The sequence below is a fragment of the Limnobacter sp. CACIAM 66H1 genome, assembly GCF_001601825.1.
Taxonomy (GTDB): Bacteria; Pseudomonadota; Gammaproteobacteria; order Burkholderiales; family Burkholderiaceae_B; genus Limnobacter.
The window spans coordinates 1-20,839 of record NZ_LUJK01000008.1 but is presented as its reverse complement, the minus strand read 5'-3'; the positions used below and the strand labels follow the sequence as shown (position 1 = coordinate 20,839).

The following is a 20,839-nucleotide window of genomic DNA, read 5'->3' as shown; positions in this document are numbered from 1 at the left end:
AAATTAGTCAAATAACTGGTTAATTCAGCAAGCCAATGTGTTCGCCCACACGAACAATTTTCATGGTGTTGGTTCCTCCGGATTTACCAATTGGCTCACCAATGGTGATCACAATCAGATCACCGAGCTCAACCACTTTGGCATCCAGCAAAGCCTGCTCTGATTTCGCCAGCAATACTTCACGGTCCTCAGTTTCGTACTGCATCATGACAGTGCGCACGTCACGGTACATCGACAGACGACGTCGGGTTTTTTCTTCAGGCGTCAGTGCAAAAATGGGTACGCCACTGTTCAAACGCGACATCCACAGGGCAGTAGACCCAGACTGGGTCAACGCCGCAATCGCTTTCACCTCAAGGTGGTGTGCAGTAAACAAAGCGGCCATTGCAATCGACTGGTCCACTCGCTTGAACTTTCGATTCAAAAAATCAGTGTCCAGATTGATGGTCGCGGACTTCTCTGCTTCAACGCACACCCGGGCCATGGCCACAATGGTTTCTACTGGGAACTTGCCCGCAGCGGTTTCAGCTGACAGCATCACGGCGTCTGTGCCATCGAGCACTGCATTGGCCACATCGGACACTTCAGCGCGGGTGGGCACGGGGCTTTCAATCATGCTTTCCATCATCTGGGTAGCCGTAATGGTCAGCTTGTTGGCTTCCCGGGCTGCTCGAATGAGACGCTTTTGAGCCGCAGGTACAGCGGCGTCGCCAATTTCAACCGCCAAATCACCACGAGCCACCATCAAACCATCGCAAGAACGGATCAAATCATCCAGATTCTCAAGTGCCTCACAACGTTCAATCTTGGCAATCATCATGGCATGGCCGCCGGCAGCGCGAGTCAGTTCGCGAGCCATGTACATATCCGCACCACTTTTGGGGAAACTGACCGCGATGTAGTCTGCCTCGAAAGCCACTGCAGTGCGAATGTCTTCCATGTCTTTCGAGGTCAGCGCTGGCGCGGACAGGCCGCCGCCCAATTTGTTGATGCCCTTTCGGTTTTTGAGCACGCCCCCCACTTCCGTTTCACAGTGAATTTGGCTGGGAGTTACTTTTTTGACTTTCAGCACGATCTTGCCGTCATCCAGCAACAAAGTGTCACCGGTTTTTACATCGTTGACCAATTCCGGATAGTCCAGACCCACCCGCTCATCGTTGCCTGAGTCGCACTTGGCTTCCAGCACAAAGGGCTGACCGTTAACGAGGTTGGTGGAGCCATTGGCAAACACACCAATTCGAATTTTGGGACCCTGTAAATCGGCCATCACCGCAATATCGCGCTTCAAGCGGGCTGCAATGTCACGCACTGTTCTCACCCGGTCAATGTGCTCTTGGGCAGTGCCGTGCGAAAAGTTGACCCGCACCACATTCATGCCCGCGGCAATCATTCTCTCAAGAACGACGGGGTCAGTGGAGGCTGGCCCCAAAGTGGCCACGATTTTGGTTTGTCGGGGTACATACACGTTGGGCACCAATTTGCTCCCTGAGTTGACCATCAGGCCGCTCTCTGTTGAAGAATTTCTACGGCCGGCAGGGTTTTACCCTCCAAAAATTCAAGGAACGCACCGCCACCGGTGGAAATATAGCTGACCTGATCACCAATGTTGTATTTGGAAATAGCCGCCAAGGTGTCGCCACCTCCCGCAATTGAAAATGCATTGGAATTCGCAATGGCCATGGCCAGGCGCTCAGTGCCCTTGCCAAATTGGTCGAATTCGAACACCCCCACTGGACCGTTCCATACAATGGTGCCAGCTTTGTCCAGAATCGCAGCGAGTTCTTCGGCTGTGTTGGGGCCGATGTCGAAAATCATGTCATCTGCAGCGACGTCAGCCACTTTCTTGCTGGTGGCATAAGCAGTTGGAGAAAATTCTTTGCCTACCACTACGTCACTGGGAATTGGCACGGCAGCACCGCGTGCCTTCATGTTGTCGATGATGGTCTTGGCCTCGCCCACCAAATCGTGCTCGGCAAGCGACTTGCCGATTGGCAAGCCCAGAGCAGCCATGAATGTATTGGCGATACCACCACCCACAATCAACTGGTCCACTTTATCGGCCAGACTATTCAGGATTGTCAGTTTGGTCGACACTTTAGAGCCCGCCACAATCGCCACCATTGGGCGTTTGGGAGCGGAAAGCGCTGCACCCAAGGCATCAAGTTCAGCAGCCAGCAAAGGGCCAGCACACGCCACTGGCGCATATTGTGCCGCGCCATGAGTGGTGGCCTCTGCGCGGTGGGCGGTGCCGAAAGCGTCATTCACATAGATGTCGCAAAGTGCGGCGATCTTTTGTGCCAATTCCGGGTTGTTCTTTTTCTCCCCTTTGTTGAATCGGCAATTTTCCAGCAGCAACACTTCACCGGCTTTCACATCCACACCATTCACCCAGTCTTTCACCAAGCGCACAGGGCGACCCAACAATTCGCCCAAACGCGCTGCCACGGGTGCCAAGCTCAATTTTTCGTCGTACTCCCCTTCAGTGGGGCGGCCAAAGTGGCTGGTCAACAACAAGGCTGCATTGTTGTTCAAACAATATTCGATACCCGGCAAAGAGGCACGAATGCGGGTGTCTTCCGTGATGTTGCCATTTGCATCCACTGGCACGTTAAAATCGACGCGGATCAACACACGTTTGTTGGATACGTTTTGGTCAGTCAGGCGCAGGAAACGCAACATTGCTTTTCAACTCTCAAGGAAGGTTATTGGAAACAATCCGGAATTATAACGCCCCCAGCCCACTTTTCCTCGGGGTGGTCTACTCCTTTGTGATTGGAATATTGGCAATTGTCGGCCAAGTTTTTGCACCTGACTTTTCAAGACAAGGGCTTGATTTAATTGACTCATTCTTCATTTACATTCTTGTAGCGCAGTTTACCCACCTGGGGTGGGTTCACCTGGGCCTGAACCTGACAGGCTTGGCAATTGTGGCTTGGGGATTCTCGAACCAGCGAAGCCAAAGCGAATGGCTTTGGATACAACTGCTGTCATTGTCTTGGATTGCGTTGTATTTAAGCTGGATTGAGCCTGTTCAGTGGTATTGCGGATTAAGCGGCGCCCTGCATTTTCAGTTCGTGGCCTGCCTGCTACTTGCGCTGCACAGAACCCCAAGCAAACCTGCTCTGTGCTGGCCTTTGTGGGTCCTCGCTGCGGGGCTGATTGCAAAGCTGATACTTGAATGGAATTCAGGCCACACCACCGATGCTTTGGTGGGTGGCCCGATTGCATTTGAGGCACACAGGGGTGGTGCCTTGGGTGGCCTTGTATTTGGACTATCTATGATTTTGCGGTCATGGTGGCTTGGTCAGAACCCACCTTCCTGAAAAACCCAATCAGCAGAGTAAGCAACAGCAAACCGGGCAATGTGGTGGTGCCACCGCCACCGCCTCCACCACTGCCGCCACCAGCAGAAACAGTCGAACCGGAGCCCGAACCATTGTCGGTGGTGGGTGTGGTGGTGCCACCTGAACTGGCACTGGCCACCGATGAGGGTGAACTGCCATCGTCCCCGTTGGCCACCACACGCAAGGCTGTGAAGCTGCTGTGCGCTTCGCCAACCGAGTCGGTCACGGTGAGTTGAAACACCAAGTCGGAGCTTGAAGTCGGCGCCGGCAGGTCAACATCGGCAGTGGTTTGTGTGCCTGTCATCAACTGTTCACCCGACACCTGCGTCCAAGCGTAAGAGGCAATGCTGCGCCCTGCTGCAACGCCACTGGACGAGCCACGCAAACGAACAGGATGCAAGCCGGTGGCACTCTCCTGATATCCGCTCGTGCCCAAGCCATTGGCGGATACAGAAGCATTGGCCACAGGACGCGTGCCTTTCGCCGCAGACACGGCCGCAAAAGCATCGAGCATGCCCGCGCCACACACTGCCGTGGTGCAATTGCAACTGCCTGAACCCTGGTTGGCTGTACAAGTGCTGCTTCTGGGCGTTAAAAAATTTGAGGTACTTGCAAGAATTTGGCTTCGCAGTTGGGCTGGCGTCAGTGATGGATTAATGGCGCGCATCAACCCAGCCGTGGCTGCCACCAAAGGCGCAGCGAAGGACGTACCGGTTTTGCTCACCAAACTGGCCGACGCCGGTGTGGTGGCGCCTGAATTACCCAAGCCCACCAGGCCGTTGCTGAAACCGCCCGGTGCCATCAGGCTGACTGCACTGCCGATTGCGCTGTAACTGGCACGGCTGCCATCGCGGTCCAAAGCCCCCACTGAAAGAACATTGTTGCAATTGGCTGGCGAGTCGACCGAACCTCCGCTGTTTCCAGCTGCAGCAACAACCAGAGTGCCTGCTGCATTGACTCTATCCACCACAGTTTGCTCAAAGGAGCTACAGCTAGTCGGGCTGCCCAAACTCAGGTTGATCACATCGGCGGGGTTGGGATTGCGTGGAACACCCGGCACGTCCAGACCCGCTGACCACAACATGGCGTCCAGCACATCTGACAACAAACCTCCACATTTGCCAAGTACGCGAACAGGCAGAACTTTCACATTCCAGTCCGCACCAGCAACATCGGAATCACTGTGTGTATTGGCCGCAATTTGCCCCGCCACAAAAGTGCCGTGCCAGCTTGAATTCTTGACGCTGCATCCAGAAAAAGTTGAAGTTTGTGCATCTGAGTTACTGATCCAGTTGCCAGGATCTGCTGCATTGGCATCGCGACCATTGCCATCATTGGCTGTGGGCACATCAGATACAAAATCGTAACCGCTGAGCAATCGGCCCATCAAATCAGGGGTTTCGAAAACCACACCTGTGTCGAGCACAGCGATGATCACATCAGCACTGCCACGCACTACATCCCAAGCCCGATCAAACTTCGCACCAGCCGTGTTCAATGTCGAGCGCAAAGCCCATTGATTCAGGAAACTGGGATCATTCGGTGTGGCAAAAGCGCGCATTGGGCGGTCTTCGATTGCAAACTCCACCTCAGGATCGCTAGACAATCGATTCAGCATGGACTGCTGATCACTCGCACGCACGCCACTGCCCCAGCGCATCACATGAGTACCCACCGATCCAGCACGCAACCAGCTTGCATCCACATTGTTGCGGGTCATGACATCGGCCAGGAACTCACCCTCTTTCTCCAGACGACGCAAAGACGGCGCGCTACTTAACTCAACCGAATTCCTTAATTTGATGATGAATTGAGCACCACCACTTTGCGCATGGGCAGGTGTCACCAAGAGAATCCAGAGCATTAGCAAAACGCCGGTGACCAGCACACGCAGGGGCGTCAGTTTTTGCTTTTTGGGACGGAAGGTCAACATGGCATTACTCGCTTATCACAATGGGTTCAGGTTACCCAGCGAGGTGTCCAATCAATTTATTGAAAAGAAAGCAGAACGGAGTCTACTTCTCAGTCACCTCGTCAAGACCCGACGAATGTCTTGATAACGGCGTGAAATAAGGCTTGGAACATGGTCAAATGGGGTAGGGGTTACCGCAAAAGGGGGTGGTTTTTGGGCAAATCCGGAGACGAAAAAAAACCGGGCTCAAGGCCCGGCTTTTTCATTCAAAACGCGCATTTGCATTACTTGGCGTTCATCAGTGCAACTGTGGTGTCCAGCATGCGATTGGAGAAACCCCACTCGTTGTCGTACCAGCTTGATACCTTCACCAACTTGCCACTGACTTTGGTCAAGGTGGCGTCGAATGCGCTGGAAGCGGGGTTGTGATTGAAGTCGATCGACACCAAAGGTGCTTCGTTGTACTCCAGCACACCCTTCAAGGGACCTTCGGCTGCCGCTTTCAGAATGCTGTTCACTTCTTCAACTGTGGTGTCGCGCTTGGCGATAAAGGACAAGTCAACCATGGACACATTGATGGTGGGTACGCGAACCGCATAACCGTCCAGCTTGCCATTCAGTTCGGGCAATACCAAACCAACGGCAGCAGCCGCACCGGTTTTGGTGGGGATCATGCTCATGGTGGCTGAACGTGCGCGACGCAGGTCTTCGTGGTACACGTCGGTCAACACCTGATCGTTGGTGTAAGCATGAATGGTAGTCATCAGGCCGGTTTCCAGACCAATCGCATCATTCAAGGGCTTGACCAGCGGGGCCAGGCAGTTGGTGGTACAAGACGCGTTAGAGATCACTGTGTCAGTGCTTTTCAGTACGCTGTGGTTCACACCAAATACAACTGTGGCATCCACGTCTTTACCGCCGGGGGCGGAGATAATCACTTTCTTGGCACCGCCTTTCAGGTGGGCAGATGCCTTTTCCTTGGAGGTGAAAAAGCCTGTACATTCCATCACCACATCCACACCCAACTCGCCCCATGGCAGTTCAGCCGGGTTGCGGTTGGCCAGAACCTTGATTTTGTCGCCATTGACAACCATGTAATCGCCATCGACAGTCACTGTGCCGGGGAAACGGCCGTGCGCAGTGTCGTACTGGGTCAGGTGAGCGTTGGTTTTGGGATCGCCCAAATCATTGATCGCCACGATTTGAATGTCGTGTTTTTTGCCACCTTCATAGTGGGCACGCAATACGTTTCGGCCGATGCGGCCATAGCCGTTGATCGCTACGCGAATGGTCATGACAAATCTCCTTGAAAGTAAATCAAATATTCGGTTTCTTAAGCCAATGCCTGTTATTGAGCCAAAGCCAAAGCGGCCTCCGTAAACTTCTCGGTGGTTAGCCCAAAGTGCTTGAACAGAGCGCCAGCAGGTGCAGATTCACCAAAGGTGCTCATGCCCAGCACGGTGCCTTTCACACCAGCCTGTGCAATGTACTTGTACCAGCCATCGGTCATGCCAGCTTCAATCACGGCAATCGGCGCCGTGCCCAATACCTCAGCCCTGTACGCTGCGGTTTGGCGATCGAACACGCTGGTTGAGGGCATGGACACCACACGCGCTGCCACACCTTTTTCGGCCAAAGCCTTCTGCGTGTTCATGGCAATTTCAATCTCGGAGCCCGTGGCAATCAAGGTGACCTTGGCATTGGCGACATCGGACAACACGTAGCCACCTTTGGCAATTGAGTTCAAAACGGGTTCAGCGCGTGCCAGGAAAGGCAGGTTTTGACGGCTGAACAACAAGCTGCTCGGACCGTCTTTACGCATCACCGCGCTGTTCCAGGCAGCCATCGATTCCACTGAATCAGCAGGGCGCCACACGTCCATATTGGGTAGCAAGCGCAGGGTGGCGGCATGCTCAACAGGCTGGTGAGTGGGGCCGTCTTCACCCAGGCCGATTGAATCGTGCGTGAACACAAAAATATTGCGCTTCTTCATGAGCGCAGCCATGCGCAGGGCATTGCGGCTGTAATCAGAAAAAGTCAGGAAAGTAGCGCCAAAGGGAATGTAGCCACCATGCAGGGCCACACCGTTGAGCGCAGCACTCATGCCGAACTCGCGCACACCCCAGTTGATGTGGTTACCGGCCGTAAAGCCATCTTTGTTGCGACGAACCGCCACACACTTGGGCCAGTTGGTGAGGTTTGAACCTGTGAGGTCCGCAGATCCACCCAACAATTCTGGCAGTTCAGCAGCCAGCAACGTGATCGCATTTTGGCTGGCCTTGCGGGTGGCAATGGTTTCACCCTTGGCGGCCACTTCAGCCAGCAAGCGGGCCGCAGTTTGTTCAAACCGGGCGGGCAGTTCGCCTGCCATGCGGCGCTTGAACTCAGCAGCCTTGGCAGGAAACTTGGCAGAATATGCCTCGAACAGCTTGTCCCAGGCTGACTGGCGCGCAGCGCCTTCCACCTGTGCGTCCCACGCGTTGTACACCTCGGCAGGAATCTCGAAAGGGGCATGTTCCCAACCAATCGCAGCACGGGTTGCGGCAATTTCAGCATCGCCCAACGGTGCGCCGTGTACTTTGTCCGTACCAGCCAGGTTCGGTGAACCCTCGCCAATATTGGTTTTGCAGCAAATCAGGGTTGGGCCCTTATCAAGCGCGGCATTTTGCTTGGCCTGCGCGATTGCGGCATCTACTGCGTCCACATCATGACCGTTGACACTCGGAATCACATTCCAGCCGTAGGCCTCAAAACGCTTGGGCGTGTCATCGGCAAACCAGTGCTCTACTTCACCGTCAATTGAAATGCCGTTGTCGTCGTACATCACGATCAGCTTGGACAAACCAAGAGTGCCCGCCAGGGAACAAGCCTCATGGGAAATACCTTCCATCAGGCAACCGTCACCCAAAAACACATAGGTGTTGTGATCAACAATCGGGAAACCCGCTTCATTGAACTCGGCGGCCAACAGCTTTTCGGCCAAAGCCAAACCCACCGCATTCGCAATGCCCTGCCCCAATGGACCAGTTGTGGTCTCCACTCCGGGCGTAATGTCCACTTCCGGGTGGCCCGGTGTTTTAGAATGCAGCTGGCGGAAATTCTTCAGTTCCTCAATCGGCAAGTCGTAGCCGGTCAGGTGCAGCAGCGCATAAATCAACATGGAGCCGTGGCCGTTGGACAACACAAAGCGGTCGCGATCAGCCCATTGGGGATTTTGCGGATTGTGTTTGAGGTGACGGGCCCACAAGGCCACGGCTATTTCGGCCATGCCCATTGGCATGCCGGGGTGCCCGGATTTGGCGGCTTGAACTGCATCCATGGCGAGCGCGCGAATCGCGTTGGCCATGTTCTTTGACGAAGAGGACATAGGTATGGGGATTGAGGGTTATGCCTGTGGCAAAGTTGGAAAAACATGAATTTTATCAAAGCTATTCCAATAAAGCGCCCCCTTGCGGACAAACGACTGAATAAAGACAGGGAATCATGAAACACGACAAAGGCAGGCGCTTACCGCGCTTCCTGCTAGAACACTGCAACAGCGTGGGCCAAGTGCTTGATCTGTCGGACGACTTGATGCACTACGCCTCAAGGGTTTTACGCCTGCGTGAAGGTGAAGCGTTACGGATTTGGAACGGCAAAGGATGTGAATACCACGCCACAATTCACTATGCCTCGAAAAAACTCGCACAAATTCGGGTTGAAAACCAAGTTGCATTGCAAAACACCGAGCTTAACCGGCCCGTGCATGTGCTGCAGGCCCTGCCCGAGGGCGACAAAATGGATTGGGTGCTTGAAAAATGTACAGAATTGGGCGTGGCTGGCTTTCATCCGGTTCAGGCTCATCGCAGCGTGGTTAAACTGGAGGGCGAGCGGGCAAACAAGCGGCAAACTCACTGGGAAAGGGTTGTGTTGGCAGCAAGCTTGCAAAGCGAGCGCGCGCAACTGCCTGTGGTTGAACCGGTCCGGCACCTGGGCGCAGCGCTTGAACACGTGACATGCACATGGCCCGACGCGCATGTGCTTTGGTTCACACCCCAGGCCGAACAGAGTTTGAAAAACTGGACCCAACATTCGGCATCCCGGGGACCTTTGGTCATTTGCGTGGGCCCCGAGGGCGGTTGGTCCGCTGAAGAAACCGATGTGGCAACTCAAAAGGGAGCCTTGCCACTGAATTTTTCGCAACGTGTATTGCGAACCGAAACATTCGCAGTGGCCTGTACGGCGCAGTTGACAGCCCTGCTAAACCTTGAAGCACACTGAACAACGAGAGAGACGGACATGAGCAGTACCCAAAACGAAACCATGAGCAACACATTTGAATTCAAGAATCCGAGCCTGTTGAAAACCAATCCGTTTGTTTACGGCAGCTTTCATGAATGTGAAGTTGATTTTCCAGTAGACAACCCCTCCACCGGCGAGACCATTGCACACGTTGGCAACACATCAGTTGCATTGGCCCATGACGCCATTCTTTGTGCCGAAAAAGCGTTGAACAGCTGGCGCAACACCACTGCCAAGAGCCGGGCGCAAATGCTGCGCAAGTGGTTTGACCTCATCATTGACAACGCCGATGACCTCGCATTTCTGATGACCCTGGAACAAGGCAAACCACTGGCCGAGGCCAAAGGCGAAGTCATTTATGGCGCAAGCTTTGTGGAATGGTTTGCCGAGCAGGCCAAACGCATCGAAGGCAGCGTGCTGGAGTCGCCGCAATTGGGTCGCGAACTGCTGGTATTGAAACAGGGCATCGGCGTTTGTGCAGCCATTACGCCATGGAATTTCCCGATCGCCATGATTACCCGCAAGGTGGCACCCGCCTTGGCTGCTGGCTGTACAGTGGTGATCAAACCCGCCGAACAAACCCCGCTTAGCGCATTGGCGCTAGCTGAACTGTCGCGACAGGCAGGTATTCCGGCCGGTGTGCTGAACGTCATCACTGGCGACGCTGAACGATCCGTCGATATTGGCAAAGTGCTCTGCGAAAGCGAAGTGGTCCGCAAGCTGACCTTCACGGGCAGCACGGAAGTAGGCCGCATACTGATGCAACAATGCGCCCCAACCATCAAGAAACTGAGCCTGGAATTGGGCGGCCATGCGCCGTTCATCGTGTTTGAAGATGCCGACCTCGACAAAGCAGCCGACGGCTTGATTGCCTCAAAATTCCGAAATGCGGGCCAAACCTGCGTGTGCACCAACCGCATTTACGTGCAGCGCAGTGTGCAACAGGCTTTTGCCGACAAGCTGCAAGCCCGAATTGCCAAACTGGAAGTGGGTGACGGCCTGAAAACCAAAGCCAGCATAGGCCCTATGATTGATGACAACGCTGTTGCCAAAGTGCAAAAACATGTGGACGACGCACTCGAAAAGGGTGCGAAACTGCTGCATGGCGGCAAACCACACACTCTAGGTGGCCGTTTTTTCCAGCCCACCCTGATCGACAATGCCGACCACCGAATGCTGGTAGCAACAGAGGAAACCTTTGGCCCACTGGCGGCCATTTTCCCGTTCGACACTGAAGAACAGGCCATCAACTATGCCAACAACACGCCTTTTGGCCTGGCCGCCTATTTCTACACCGAGAACTCGGCACGCACCTTCCGAGTCAGCCGCGCCCTTGAATATGGCATGGTGGGCATCAATGTGGGAGTTTTCTCCAATGAAGTGGGGCCTTTTGGTGGCGTGAAGCAATCAGGTTTGGGACGAGAGGGCTCGGTGTGGGGCATTGAAGAGTTCCTGGAAATGAAGTACCTGTGCATTGGCACACTGTAAGTAAGAAAGCCCTGGCAACCATTACAATACGGGGCAATTGATGTACAAAAAATTGAATCACGAAGGACACCGGTGCACATGCAAAAGAAACCGCTGACGTTTCAACAGGCCATTTTGACCCTGCAGAACTATTGGGACCAACAAGGTTGCGCCCTGTTACAACCGTTTGACATGGAAGTGGGTGCTGGCACCAGCCACACAGCCACCTTTTTGCGCGCCTTGGGGCCTGAGCCGTGGAACGCCGCGTACGTACAGCCTTCGCGTCGCCCCAAAGACGGCCGCTATGGTGAAAATCCCAACCGCATGCAGCATTACTATCAATTTCAGGTTGTACTAAAGCCATCGCCAGAAAACATCATCGACCTTTACTTGGGCAGCCTGGAAGCCTTGGGTATTGATACCAAGCAAAACGACATTCGTTTTGTGGAGGACAACTGGGAAAACCCAACATTGGGTGCCTGGGGCTTGGGTTGGGAAGTGTGGCTTAATGGTATGGAAGTGACCCAGTTCACTTATTTCCAACAAGTGGGGGGTCTGGATTGTTCGCCAATTCTGGGCGAGATCACCTATGGAATTGAACGCCTGACCATGTATTTGCAGGGCAAGGAAAACGTGTACGACCTGGTGTGGACCGAGCGCGAAGAAAAAGGCGTGACGAAAACACTGACCTACGGCGACGTGTTCCATCAAAACGAAGTGGAACAATCAACTTACAACTTTGAGCACAGCAACGCCGACATGTTGTTTCGCCACTTTGGTGAATATGAGGCAGAAGCCAAACACCTGATCGAAGTGGGATTGGCCTTGCCCGCCTATGAAATGATTTTGAAAGCTGCACACACGTTCAACCTGCTGGATGCGCGCGGTGCCATTTCCGTGACCGAGCGCGCGGCCTATATTGGCCGAATCCGCAATTTGTCACGCGCAGTGGCGCAAGCCTATTTCGACTCCCGCGAGAAGCTGGGCTTCCCCATGTGCAACACTCCCAATACACAAGCGGCCTGATATCCATGAATCCAACATTACTGGTTGAGCTATTTACTGAAGAGCTCCCACCCAAAGCATTGCAAACACTGGGTACTGCATTTGCAGAACTTCTAAGCAAAACGCTGCGCGATGAAGGTCATTTGACCGACAACAGCGAGGTGGAAGGCTTTGCAAGCCCCCGCCGTTTGGCATGCCGCATCACCAACGTGGCTGCTGTAAGCCCTGAAAAGAAAATTCAGGAACGCCTGCTGCCCGTTAAAATTGGCTTGGATGCCAATGGTCAACCCACCCCTCCCCTCCAGAAAAAACTGGATTCATTGGGCTTGGGTGCAATCTCTGTGGATCAACTGGAAACCATCAGCGATGGCAAACAGGATGTGTTGCACATTTCGCGCACCCAGGCTGGCAAAGCGCTTGAAGAGTCGCTGAACAAGGCGCTTGAAGTGGCCACCACCAAACTGCCCATTCCGAAAGTAATGAGCTACCAACGCCCCGATGGCAGCACCGTGCATTTCGTACGCCCGGCACACCGCCTTGTTTGCCTGCATGGCGACAAAGTGGTGCCTGCGCAAGTATTGGGACTCGAAAGTGATCGAATTACCTTGGGGCACCGCTTCTTGAGCCAGGGCGTGCTGAACATTGCCAGTGCAGACAGCTACGAAGCCCAACTTGAAACCGAAGGTAAAGTGATTGCCAGTTTCGAGAAGCGCAAAGCCGCGATTGTCAAAGCCTTGGCTGAAAAAGCCGCTGGCGACAAAGTGGTGCAACCCGACGATTTGGTTGATGAAGTGTGTGCGCTGGTTGAATGGCCTGTTGTATATGAAGCCGGTTTCGAAAAAGAGTTTCTGGAAGTGCCACAAGAGTGCCTGATTTTGACCATGCAGGCCAACCAGAAGTATTTCGCGATTACCGACCAAACCGGCAAAATGAAAAACCGTTTCCTGCTGGTTTCAAACCTGTTGACTCCGACACCCGAATTAATCACCTCAGGCAATGAGCGCGTGCTTCGAGCGCGCTTGGCCGATGCGAAGTTCTTCTTCGACCAAGACCGAAAAAAAACACTGGAAAGCCGCCTGCCTGGCCTGGCCAATGTGGTGTACCACAACAAACTGGGTACCCAAAAAGACCGCAATGGTCGTCTGATTGAACTGGCTGCTGCCTTGGCACCCGTGTGTGGCGCTGACGTTGAACAAGCCAAACGTGCAGCCCTGCTGTGCAAGGCCGATTTGCTGACTGACATGGTGGGAGAATTTCCCGAACTGCAAGGCAATATGGGTGAGCACTACGCCCGCCACGATGGCGAACACGCCGATGTGGCGCAAGCCATTGCCGACCATTACAGCCCGCGTTTCGCAGGTGACCAATTGCCCCGAAACGCGGTGGGTGTGGCCGCTGCCTTGGCCGACAAACTGGAAACTTTGGTGGGTATCTACAGTATCGGCTTGGTTCCTACGGGCGACAAGGATCCCTTCGCCTTGCGCCGGCATGCGTTAGGGGTCATTCGCATGATCATCGAGAAGAACCTGAAACTGGATTTGATGGATGCCCTGAACAAAGCCAGCAAATTGTTCGCGACCTATCCAGATTTCAAGCACAGCGTGGAAGGTATAGCTGGTTTCATTCAAGACCGCCTGCGTGGTTATCTGAAAGACCAAGGTTATTCCACTGCTGAAGTTGAATCGGTGCTTAGCCAAAACCCAAGCAAGTTCGCCGACCTGCCCAAGCGCCTGGAGGCAGTGCGTGCCTTCTCGCAGTTGCCTGAGTCGCAAGCTTTGGCAGCAGCCAACAAACGCATTACCAATATTCTGAAAAAAACCGAGGTGGGTTCCGCTGAAGTGGATACAAACCTGTTGCAGGTGGACGCTGAAAAAGCACTGGCCACACAGGTAAAAGAAGTGGAGCCACACGCCACGCGGGCATTCGAACAGGGTGATTACCAGCAAGCCTTGCTGGTTCTGGCTCCATTGAAAGCCAATGTGGACGCCTTCTTTGAAAACGTCATGGTCATGGACAACAACGAAGCGCTGAAAAACAACCGACTTGCTTTGTTGAAACACATGCATGGTTTGATGAACCGTGTGGCCGACATTTCGCAACTGGCCGCTTAAAGCCAGAACACAACGCAAGGACAGTTCATGAAACTCATCGTGCTGGATCGGGATGGCGTCATTAATGAAGACTCGGACGAGTACATCAAGTCGGTGGATGAGTGGATTCCAATTCCTGGCAGCATGGAGGCCATAGCGCGATTGAATCGCGGTGGTTTTCGGGTGGTAGTGGCCACCAATCAAAGTGGCATTTCACGCGGCATGTTCGATCTTGAAACCCTTTCGGCCATGCACAAGAAAATGCATGAATTGGCGGGCGTTGCTGGCGGGCACATTGAGGGTATTTTCTTTTGCCCACATGGTCCCGATGACAAATGCAACTGCCGCAAGCCCAAGCCTGGCTTGTTTCAAGAAATTCAGGCAAGAACCGGTTTCAATCTGGAAGGCGTACCCTGTGTGGGCGATTCACTGCGCGATCTACAGGCTGGTGCCAGCATGGGTTGCACCACCTTTCTGGTGAAAACTGGCAAAGGTAAAAAAACACTGGAAAAAAGCAAGGACGAATTGCCCAAAGGCACCTTGGTGTTCGACAATCTGGTTGAAGTCGCCGAGCATTTGGTGCCCGACGATCCATTCGCAAATAATCGATAACAACTAAAACTGGCTCGGAGGCTTGTGGTGAGATCCTTCATTGGTTCTGTCCTGTTTTTTATCTACGTCGTGGTGTACACGCCCATCCACGCGACGCTCTTGCTTTTGGTCTCACCTTTCATTTCGATTCGAAACAGGTATGTTTTCGCCTGCTGGTGGAATGCCATCAACATTCGCATGCTGCGCCTGCTGTGTAACATCCAGTACAACATCGAGGGCATGGAACATTTGCCCAACACGGGTGCGATCATTCTGGCCAAGCACCAGTCCGCTTGGGAAACTTTTGCAATTCCTGCCAATTTGTTGCCGCGTCAACTGTGTCTGGTATACAAGAAGGAACTTCAGTACGTGCCATTTTTTGGTTGGGCTTTGTGGGTATTGCGCATGGTGCCTATCGATCGCAAGAATGGTGTTGAAGCATTCGAGCAGGTAAAGACCATGGCGGGCAAACGCATGAAAGAAGGTGCGTGGATGATGTTTTTTCCCGAAGGCACGCGCGTGCCTGTGGGTTACAAACGCCGCTATAAAACCGGGGGAACACGGCTGGCCGTCGCAACCGGTACTCCCGTCGTGCCAGTTGCGCATGATGCTGGAGAGTACTGGAAACGCAAAGGTTTCTTCAAAAAAGCGGGTACTGTCACCTTGCGATTTGGCACACCCATCTCGCCAGAGGGCCATGATGCCGATAGCTTGATGCAGGTGGTTGAAAACTGGATCGAAGGTGAAATGCACAAAATCAGTCCTCACCGCTACACCAGCGACGACACACCACTGGTACCCAAAGGCGACAAGTAAAACATGCGTTTCTCAGCAGCACCCAACCCCACTGAAGTTCGGAGCATTGAACTGCCGTGGGGAGTTTGCAGCTACATCTTGAAACGCAGCAAGCGCAAATCGGTTGGTTTCCTGATCGGCGACGATGGTTTGCAAATCTCGGCACCACTGCGCCTGTCCATCACAGAACTGCACAATATCATTGCCAGCAAATCGACGTGGATTGAGCAACGGTTAAGGCAATGGGAAACCCGCAGCAAACAAACCGTTTCTCTGTCTACCTTGCTCGAGGAAGGCAAGCCCATTCCAATTCGAGGCGAAGCCTACCATTTGGAAACCCTGCCGGCGCGAAGCAAAGCCCTGCTAAACCCTTGGACAAAAAGCATCGCTGTGCCAACCTGCGACAGTGCGGCGCAACGCGACAAAATCATCGAAAAAGTACTTAAGGCGCATGCCAAAGAGGTGTTTACACACATGGCCTCCAAGTTGGTTGACCGTCAAACCACAGCGCAACGTTTGCCCAACTTTTCAATTCATTTGAGCAGCCCGAGTTCGCGTTGGGGCAGTTGCAACAGCCGCCGGGAAGTTCGCCTGAACTGGCGCCTGGTACACTATCCACCGCAAATGATCGAGTATGTCATTGCTCACGAACTGGCTCATCTGGTTGAAATGAATCACAGCGCACGCTTTTGGGCTGTGGTTGAAAGCCTGATGCCCGGCTATCAGGAACCGCACAAATTACTGTCAAAAATGAATCCCGCTGAGGTACCCGTGTTATGAGAATTCTTCACACCATGCTGCGCGTTGGCGATCTTCAGCGCTCTATTGACTTCTACACCAGGGTGATGGGTATGCAGGTGATTCGCACCACTGAACGGGCTGATCAAGGCTACTCACTGGCCTTTGTGGGCTATGGCAGCGAACTGGACGGTGCAGTGCTTGAACTGACCTACAACCACGGCGTTAGCAGCTATGAGCTGGGCACTGCATACGGGCATATTGCAATTGCAGTGGAGGATGCTTATGCGCAGTGCGAACGCATCACAGAAGCTGGCGGGAACGTAACGCGTGCAGCAGGCCCGGTGAAAGGTGGAAACACGGTGATTGCATTTGTGACCGACCCGGACGGTTACAAAATCGAGTTGATTCAGGTATCAAAGCCTGCATAATTGAAGGTGTTCAAAAACCTTGTTTGCCCTCATGGCAAGCAAGGCCTTACCGCCCACTTTGACAAACAGAAGTCAAGTAAAAAATTTCCGTTTTTTTCCTGTTTTAGGGTCGAATAAAATTTCACCGCCCGTTACAATGGGCTGCTCGAAATTTGCTTAAATTTTGTGCAACGTGCGCATTGCTCATTTAACACTTCCAAATAATCTGTTCTTGGCCCCAATGGCCGGCGTGACAGATCGCCCCTTCCGCCAGTTATGCAAAAAACTGGGCGCGGGACATGCTGTGTCGGAAATGGCCGCAAGCAACCCCGCTTTGTGGAAAACTGACAAAAGCACGCGCAGGTTGAACCACTATGGCGAAACCAAACCCATCGCAGTACAAATTGCAGGGGCCGACCCGGAAATGATGGCGCATGCCGCTGCCTACAACATTGAACGCGGCGCACAAATCATCGACATCAATATGGGCTGTCCCGCCAAAAAAAGTGTGTGCAGTCGCGGCAGGTTCAGCCCTGTTGCAAAACGAAAGTTTGGTCGAGCAAATCTTGAAAGCAGTACACGCTGAATGCGAACAACGCGGCGTACCACTTACCCTGAAGTACCGCACAGGTTGGTCACCGGAACACAAGAATGCCATTCACATTGCGCAAATGGCGGAGTCTATTGGCATTTCCCTTCTCACGCTTCATGGCCGCACCCGCGCCTGTGGGTACACAGGTGACGCCGAGTACGACACCATCAAGGCCGTGAAACAGGCAGTCAATATTCCGGTCATAGCCAATGGCGACATCACCAGCCCTGAGAAGGCAAAACACGTGCTGGAGTACACGGGCGCAGACGGCCTGATGATAGGCCGGGCAGCCCAAGGCAATCCCTGGATTTTTAGAGAAGTACTGCATTACCTGAAAACGGGTGAACACCTGAATCCACCCACACTGCAAGAAGCCCATGAAGTCATGATGCATCACCTGCGTGATCATCACGAATTTTATGGAGAGAAAACGGGCATGCTCACCGCCCGAAAGCATTTGCAATGGTATCTTTGCGGCCCAGCCGGAAAAAACAACAGCGTGGTCGACCAACTGATGTTGGCGCAAACCACAAGCGAACAGTTGCGCATTGTTGATGAATTTTTTCTGAACTGGTTATCAAGCGGCCAGCAGTACTTCGCCGCTGCAAACGATTCACTCCAACCAACACAAACAAGAAGATTGGCAGCATGAAACCCAATGACAGTGATCTAAGCCCCATCACCATATCCGAGTGCATCCGCAGCAACCTGGACAAGTTCTTCGACGACCTTGAGGGTGAATGTGCCAAGTCGGTTTACGACATGGTGTTGTCTGCGGTGGAACGCCCCATGCTTGAAGTGGTCATGGAAAAAGCCAATATGAACCAAACCATTGCAAGCCAAATGTTGGGCATCAATCGCAACACACTGCGCAAGAAACTGCAGCAACACGGCCTCATCTGATTTTTTATTTTTCCAGCCGCATAAAAACCGGCACATGAAACCATGACATCAAATCCAACCATCAAACGTGCGCTGCTCAGCGTATCCGACAAAACCGGCATTCTTGAACTGGCCAAAGCATTGGCCGAACGCGGCGTGGAAATTCTATCCACTGGCGGAACTGCCAAACTGCTGGCTGAAAAAGGCTTGGTCGTGAAGGAAGTGAGCAGTCACACCGGGTTCCCGGAAATTATGGATGGTCGTGTAAAAACGCTGCACCCGAAAATTCACGGTGGCATATTGGCGCGACGCGATTTGCAAAGCCATCTGGATGCCATGGAAGAGCACGGCATCGGCGCAATCGATTTGGTAGCAGTGAACCTGTACCCATTCGACAAAGCCACCGCTGGTGACAATGTGAAACTGGAAGATGCGATCGAGAACATCGACATCGGCGGCCCGGCGATGGTGCGTGCTTCTGCCAAAAACTACACTGGCGTGACCATCATTGTTGACCCAGCCGATTACGACAAAGTCATCGATGAAATCAAAAGCAATGACGGATCGACCACACTGAAAACCCGCAGTGGTTTGGCAGCGAAAGCCTATGCGCACACCGCCCGTTACGACGGTGCGATTGCTGCCTTCCTGACCAGTCTGGAAGGCACGGAAGGGGCACTCGAAGATACTCCCGCTCGAATTGAGTATCCTGAAGTACTCTCGATGCAATTTCACAAGGTGCAAGACATGCGCTACGGCGAAAACCCGCACCAAAGCGCTGCTTTTTACCGCGAAGCCAAGGCGCCCGTGGGTTTGCTGGCGAACTACCGCCAGTTGCAAGGCAAAGAATTGAGCTTCAACAACATTGCCGATTCCGATGCCGCCTGGGAATGTGTCAAAACTTTTGAGGCACCGGCCTGCGTCATCATCAAGCACGCGAATCCCTGCGGCGTCGCTGTGGCTGAAAGCACATTGAATGCCTATCACAAGGCTTTCAAAACAGATCCCACTTCTGCCTTTGGCGGCATCATTGCCTTTAACCGTCCAGTCGATGAAGCCACCGCGCAAGCTGTGGCCAAACAGTTTGTCGAAGTGGTGATTGCGCCTTCATTCGATGAAGCTGCCCGCGCAGTATTTTTTGCCAAGCAAAACGTTCGATTGCTTGAGATTCCAGTCGAGACCGGCATGCACAAGTTTGATTACAAACGTGTGGGTGGCGGCTTGCTGGTGCAAAGCCCCGATGAACGCAACGTGCAGCAAAGTGAAATTAAAGTGGTCAGCAAACGCCAGCCTACCGAGCAACAATGGTCAGATTTGATGTTTGCATGGCGCTGCGCCAAGTTTGTAAAGAGCAATGCAATCGTATTCTGCAAAGACGGCATGACCATGGGTGTTGGCGCTGGCCAGATGAGCCGCGTTGATTCAGCACGCATCGCATCCATCAAAGCACAAAACGCGGGCCTGACTCTGGCCGACAGCGCTGTTGCATCCGATGCATTCTTCCCCTTCCGCGATGGTTTGGATGTCGTAGTTGACGCTGGCGCAAGCTGCGTGATTCAGCCCGGTGGCTCGATGCGGGATGATGAAGTGATCGCCGCGGCCAATGAGCGCGACATCGTGATGGTGCTCACTGGTGTGCGCCATTTCCGCCATTAATTTCAACACCTCACACACCCAGCTGTGATGCGCATACTTGGCATAGACCCAGGCCTGCGCATCACAGGTTACGGTGTGGTCGACATCATTGAAAGCCAGCAAATTTACGTGGCCAGTGGTGTGATCCGTTCCAATTCCGAGGCCTCCCTCCCTGACCGTTTGCACACCTTGTTTTCCGGTTTGTGCGAGTTGTCTGAGTTATACAAGCCAACCGTCGCAGTGGTTGAAAAAGTATTTGTGAACGTGAACCCCCAATCAACTCTGCTGTTGGGGCAAGCACGAGGTGCTGTGCTGACCGCACTGACCCACAGCGGCTTGGCAGTCACCGAATACACGGCGTTGCAAATCAAACAGGCAATTGTTGGGCATGGCAAAGCCAACAAGGAACAAGTACAGGAAATGGTGAAGCGTTTGCTGAAACTGCCTGCCCACCCATCTGCGGATGCGGCCGACGCCTTGGCAGCAGCATTAACCCATGCACAAAGCAGCAGGCTGTTGGGCGCACTGGCCAATAAAGATTTGCCTACCAGTATTTTCAAAACCCGCACCCGAAAGGGCCGCACGAGCTGGAAATGACTTCGCTTGGCGTATAATCAAATTCAGTTTACTGTGATTATGAACAGTGTGGAGAAACTGCAATGATTGGTCGCATGAAAGGCATTTTGCTGGAAAAAAATGCACCCTGGATTCTGGTCGATGTCCAAGGCGTAGGCTATGAGCTGCAGGTGCCCATGAGCACACTGTTCAACCTGCCGGAAATCAACGGCAGCTGCACACTGCTCACCCACCTTGTGGTGCGCGAAGACGCTCACACCCTGTACGGCTTTCAAAATATCGCTGAGAAAAACCTGTTCAAAACCTTGATCAAGGTATCTGGCATTGGGCCTCGAACTGCGCTTGCAATTCTGTCTTCCATTTCCACCAACGACTTTCTGTTGGCAGTGCAAAGTCAGGAAACAGCCCGTTTGGTGAAAATTCCCGGTATTGGCAAAAAGACCGCGGAACGTTTGCTGCTCGAGTTGAAAGGTCAGATCGTAGCGCTGGGTGGAACGGCCAACATTGCAGAGGGAATGCCA

General features: G+C 53.3%; 18 protein-coding genes and 1 pseudogene. 14 read left to right on the top strand and 5 right to left on the bottom strand.

Annotated elements, in window-relative coordinates:
• Nucleotides 1–19: 19 nt before the first annotated feature.
• Both pyk and A0129_RS03865 read right to left on the bottom strand, forming a co-directional pair.
• Nucleotides 20–1,498, bottom strand: coding sequence for a pyruvate kinase (pyk, locus tag A0129_RS03870; protein WP_291712586.1), 1,479 nt, complete (start codon nucleotides 1,496–1,498; stop codon nucleotides 20–22).
• Nucleotides 1,498–2,679, bottom strand: coding sequence for a phosphoglycerate kinase (locus A0129_RS03865; protein WP_291712584.1), 1,182 nt, complete (start codon nucleotides 2,677–2,679; stop codon nucleotides 1,498–1,500). Before A0129_RS03865 ends, pyk begins: the two co-directional genes overlap by 1 nt.
• A 101-nt stretch (nucleotides 2,680–2,780) precedes the next feature.
• On the opposite strand from A0129_RS03865, the gene A0129_RS03860 reads away from it, so the two are divergent.
• A complete protein-coding gene (locus tag A0129_RS03860; protein WP_291712582.1) occupies nucleotides 2,781–3,323 on the top strand; it encodes a rhomboid family intramembrane serine protease in 543 nt (180 codons plus the stop codon).
• Here the strand turns inward: A0129_RS03860 and A0129_RS03855 are convergent.
• The 3 genes from A0129_RS03855 to tkt form a co-directional block, all read right to left on the bottom strand.
• Nucleotides 3,277–5,277 carry a S8 family serine peptidase gene (locus A0129_RS03855; protein ID WP_291712580.1) on the bottom strand — a complete coding sequence of 667 codons (2,001 nt, stop codon included), beginning with the start codon at nucleotides 5,275–5,277 and terminating at the stop codon, nucleotides 3,277–3,279. The two genes, A0129_RS03860 and A0129_RS03855, sit on opposite strands and share 47 nt — an antisense overlap.
• Nucleotides 5,278–5,540: 263 nt before the next feature.
• Nucleotides 5,541–6,551, bottom strand: a complete 1,011-nt coding sequence (gene gap, locus A0129_RS03850) for a type I glyceraldehyde-3-phosphate dehydrogenase (protein WP_291712578.1) — start codon at nucleotides 6,549–6,551, stop codon at nucleotides 5,541–5,543.
• Nucleotides 6,552–6,604: 53 nt separating this feature from the next.
• Nucleotides 6,605–8,602 (bottom strand): transketolase, encoded by a 1,998-nt coding sequence (gene tkt / locus A0129_RS03845; RefSeq protein ID WP_291712576.1) that lies wholly within the window; start codon nucleotides 8,600–8,602, stop codon nucleotides 6,605–6,607.
• 137 nt (nucleotides 8,603–8,739) lie between these two features.
• Here tkt and A0129_RS03840 point away from each other — a divergent pair, with 137 nt between their 5' ends.
• The 13 genes and pseudogenes from A0129_RS03840 to ruvA all read left to right on the top strand — a co-directional run.
• The gene (locus tag A0129_RS03840) at nucleotides 8,740–9,516 is read left to right on the top strand and encodes a 16S rRNA (uracil(1498)-N(3))-methyltransferase (protein WP_291712574.1); all 777 of its coding nucleotides are present in this window, start codon (nucleotides 8,740–8,742) and stop codon (nucleotides 9,514–9,516) included.
• Nucleotides 9,517–9,534: 18 nt separating this feature from the next.
• A complete protein-coding gene (locus tag A0129_RS03835) occupies nucleotides 9,535–11,025 on the top strand; it encodes an NAD-dependent succinate-semialdehyde dehydrogenase (protein WP_291712572.1) in 1,491 nt (496 codons plus the stop codon).
• Nucleotides 11,026–11,103: 78 nt separating this feature from the next.
• Complete coding sequence (gene glyQ / locus A0129_RS03830; protein WP_291712570.1) at nucleotides 11,104–12,030, top strand: glycine--tRNA ligase subunit alpha; 927 nt, start codon at nucleotides 11,104–11,106, stop codon at nucleotides 12,028–12,030.
• Between the two features lie 5 nt (nucleotides 12,031–12,035).
• Nucleotides 12,036–14,120, top strand: a complete 2,085-nt coding sequence (gene glyS / locus A0129_RS03825; protein ID WP_291712568.1) for a glycine--tRNA ligase subunit beta — start codon at nucleotides 12,036–12,038, stop codon at nucleotides 14,118–14,120.
• Nucleotides 14,121–14,147: 27 nt separating this feature from the next.
• Nucleotides 14,148–14,711, top strand: a complete 564-nt coding sequence (gene gmhB / locus A0129_RS03820) for a D-glycero-beta-D-manno-heptose 1,7-bisphosphate 7-phosphatase (protein ID WP_291712566.1) — start codon at nucleotides 14,148–14,150, stop codon at nucleotides 14,709–14,711.
• Between the two features lie 27 nt (nucleotides 14,712–14,738).
• Nucleotides 14,739–15,506: a 1-acyl-sn-glycerol-3-phosphate acyltransferase gene (locus A0129_RS03815; protein WP_291712564.1), complete on the top strand. Its 768-nt coding sequence runs from the start codon at nucleotides 14,739–14,741 to the stop codon at nucleotides 15,504–15,506.
• A gap of 3 nt (nucleotides 15,507–15,509) precedes the next feature.
• Nucleotides 15,510–16,265, top strand: a complete 756-nt coding sequence (locus A0129_RS03810; protein ID WP_291712562.1) for a M48 family metallopeptidase — start codon at nucleotides 15,510–15,512, stop codon at nucleotides 16,263–16,265.
• The gene (gene gloA, locus A0129_RS03805) at nucleotides 16,262–16,654 is read left to right on the top strand and encodes a lactoylglutathione lyase (RefSeq protein WP_291712560.1); all 393 of its coding nucleotides are present in this window, start codon (nucleotides 16,262–16,264) and stop codon (nucleotides 16,652–16,654) included. The genes A0129_RS03810 and gloA overlap by 4 nt, the downstream gene beginning before the upstream one ends.
• 220 nt (nucleotides 16,655–16,874) lie before the next feature.
• Nucleotides 16,875–17,877: pseudogene (gene dusB, locus A0129_RS03800) on the top strand (tRNA dihydrouridine synthase DusB).
• Nucleotides 17,874–18,128 carry a Fis family transcriptional regulator gene (locus tag A0129_RS03795; protein ID WP_008251565.1) on the top strand — a complete coding sequence of 85 codons (255 nt, stop codon included), beginning with the start codon at nucleotides 17,874–17,876 and terminating at the stop codon, nucleotides 18,126–18,128. The pseudogene dusB and the gene A0129_RS03795 overlap by 4 nt, the downstream one beginning before the upstream one ends.
• 42 nt (nucleotides 18,129–18,170) lie before the next feature.
• Nucleotides 18,171–19,763 carry a bifunctional phosphoribosylaminoimidazolecarboxamide formyltransferase/IMP cyclohydrolase gene (purH, locus tag A0129_RS03790; protein WP_291712558.1) on the top strand — a complete coding sequence of 531 codons (1,593 nt, stop codon included), beginning with the start codon at nucleotides 18,171–18,173 and terminating at the stop codon, nucleotides 19,761–19,763.
• A gap of 27 nt (nucleotides 19,764–19,790) precedes the next feature.
• Nucleotides 19,791–20,339, top strand: coding sequence for a crossover junction endodeoxyribonuclease RuvC (ruvC, locus tag A0129_RS03785; protein ID WP_291712556.1), 549 nt, complete (start codon nucleotides 19,791–19,793; stop codon nucleotides 20,337–20,339).
• A 62-nt stretch (nucleotides 20,340–20,401) separates the two neighbouring features.
• Nucleotides 20,402–20,839, top strand: a 438-nt coding sequence (ruvA, locus tag A0129_RS03780) for a Holliday junction branch migration protein RuvA (RefSeq protein ID WP_291712554.1), incomplete at its 3' end; no start/stop codon positions are given.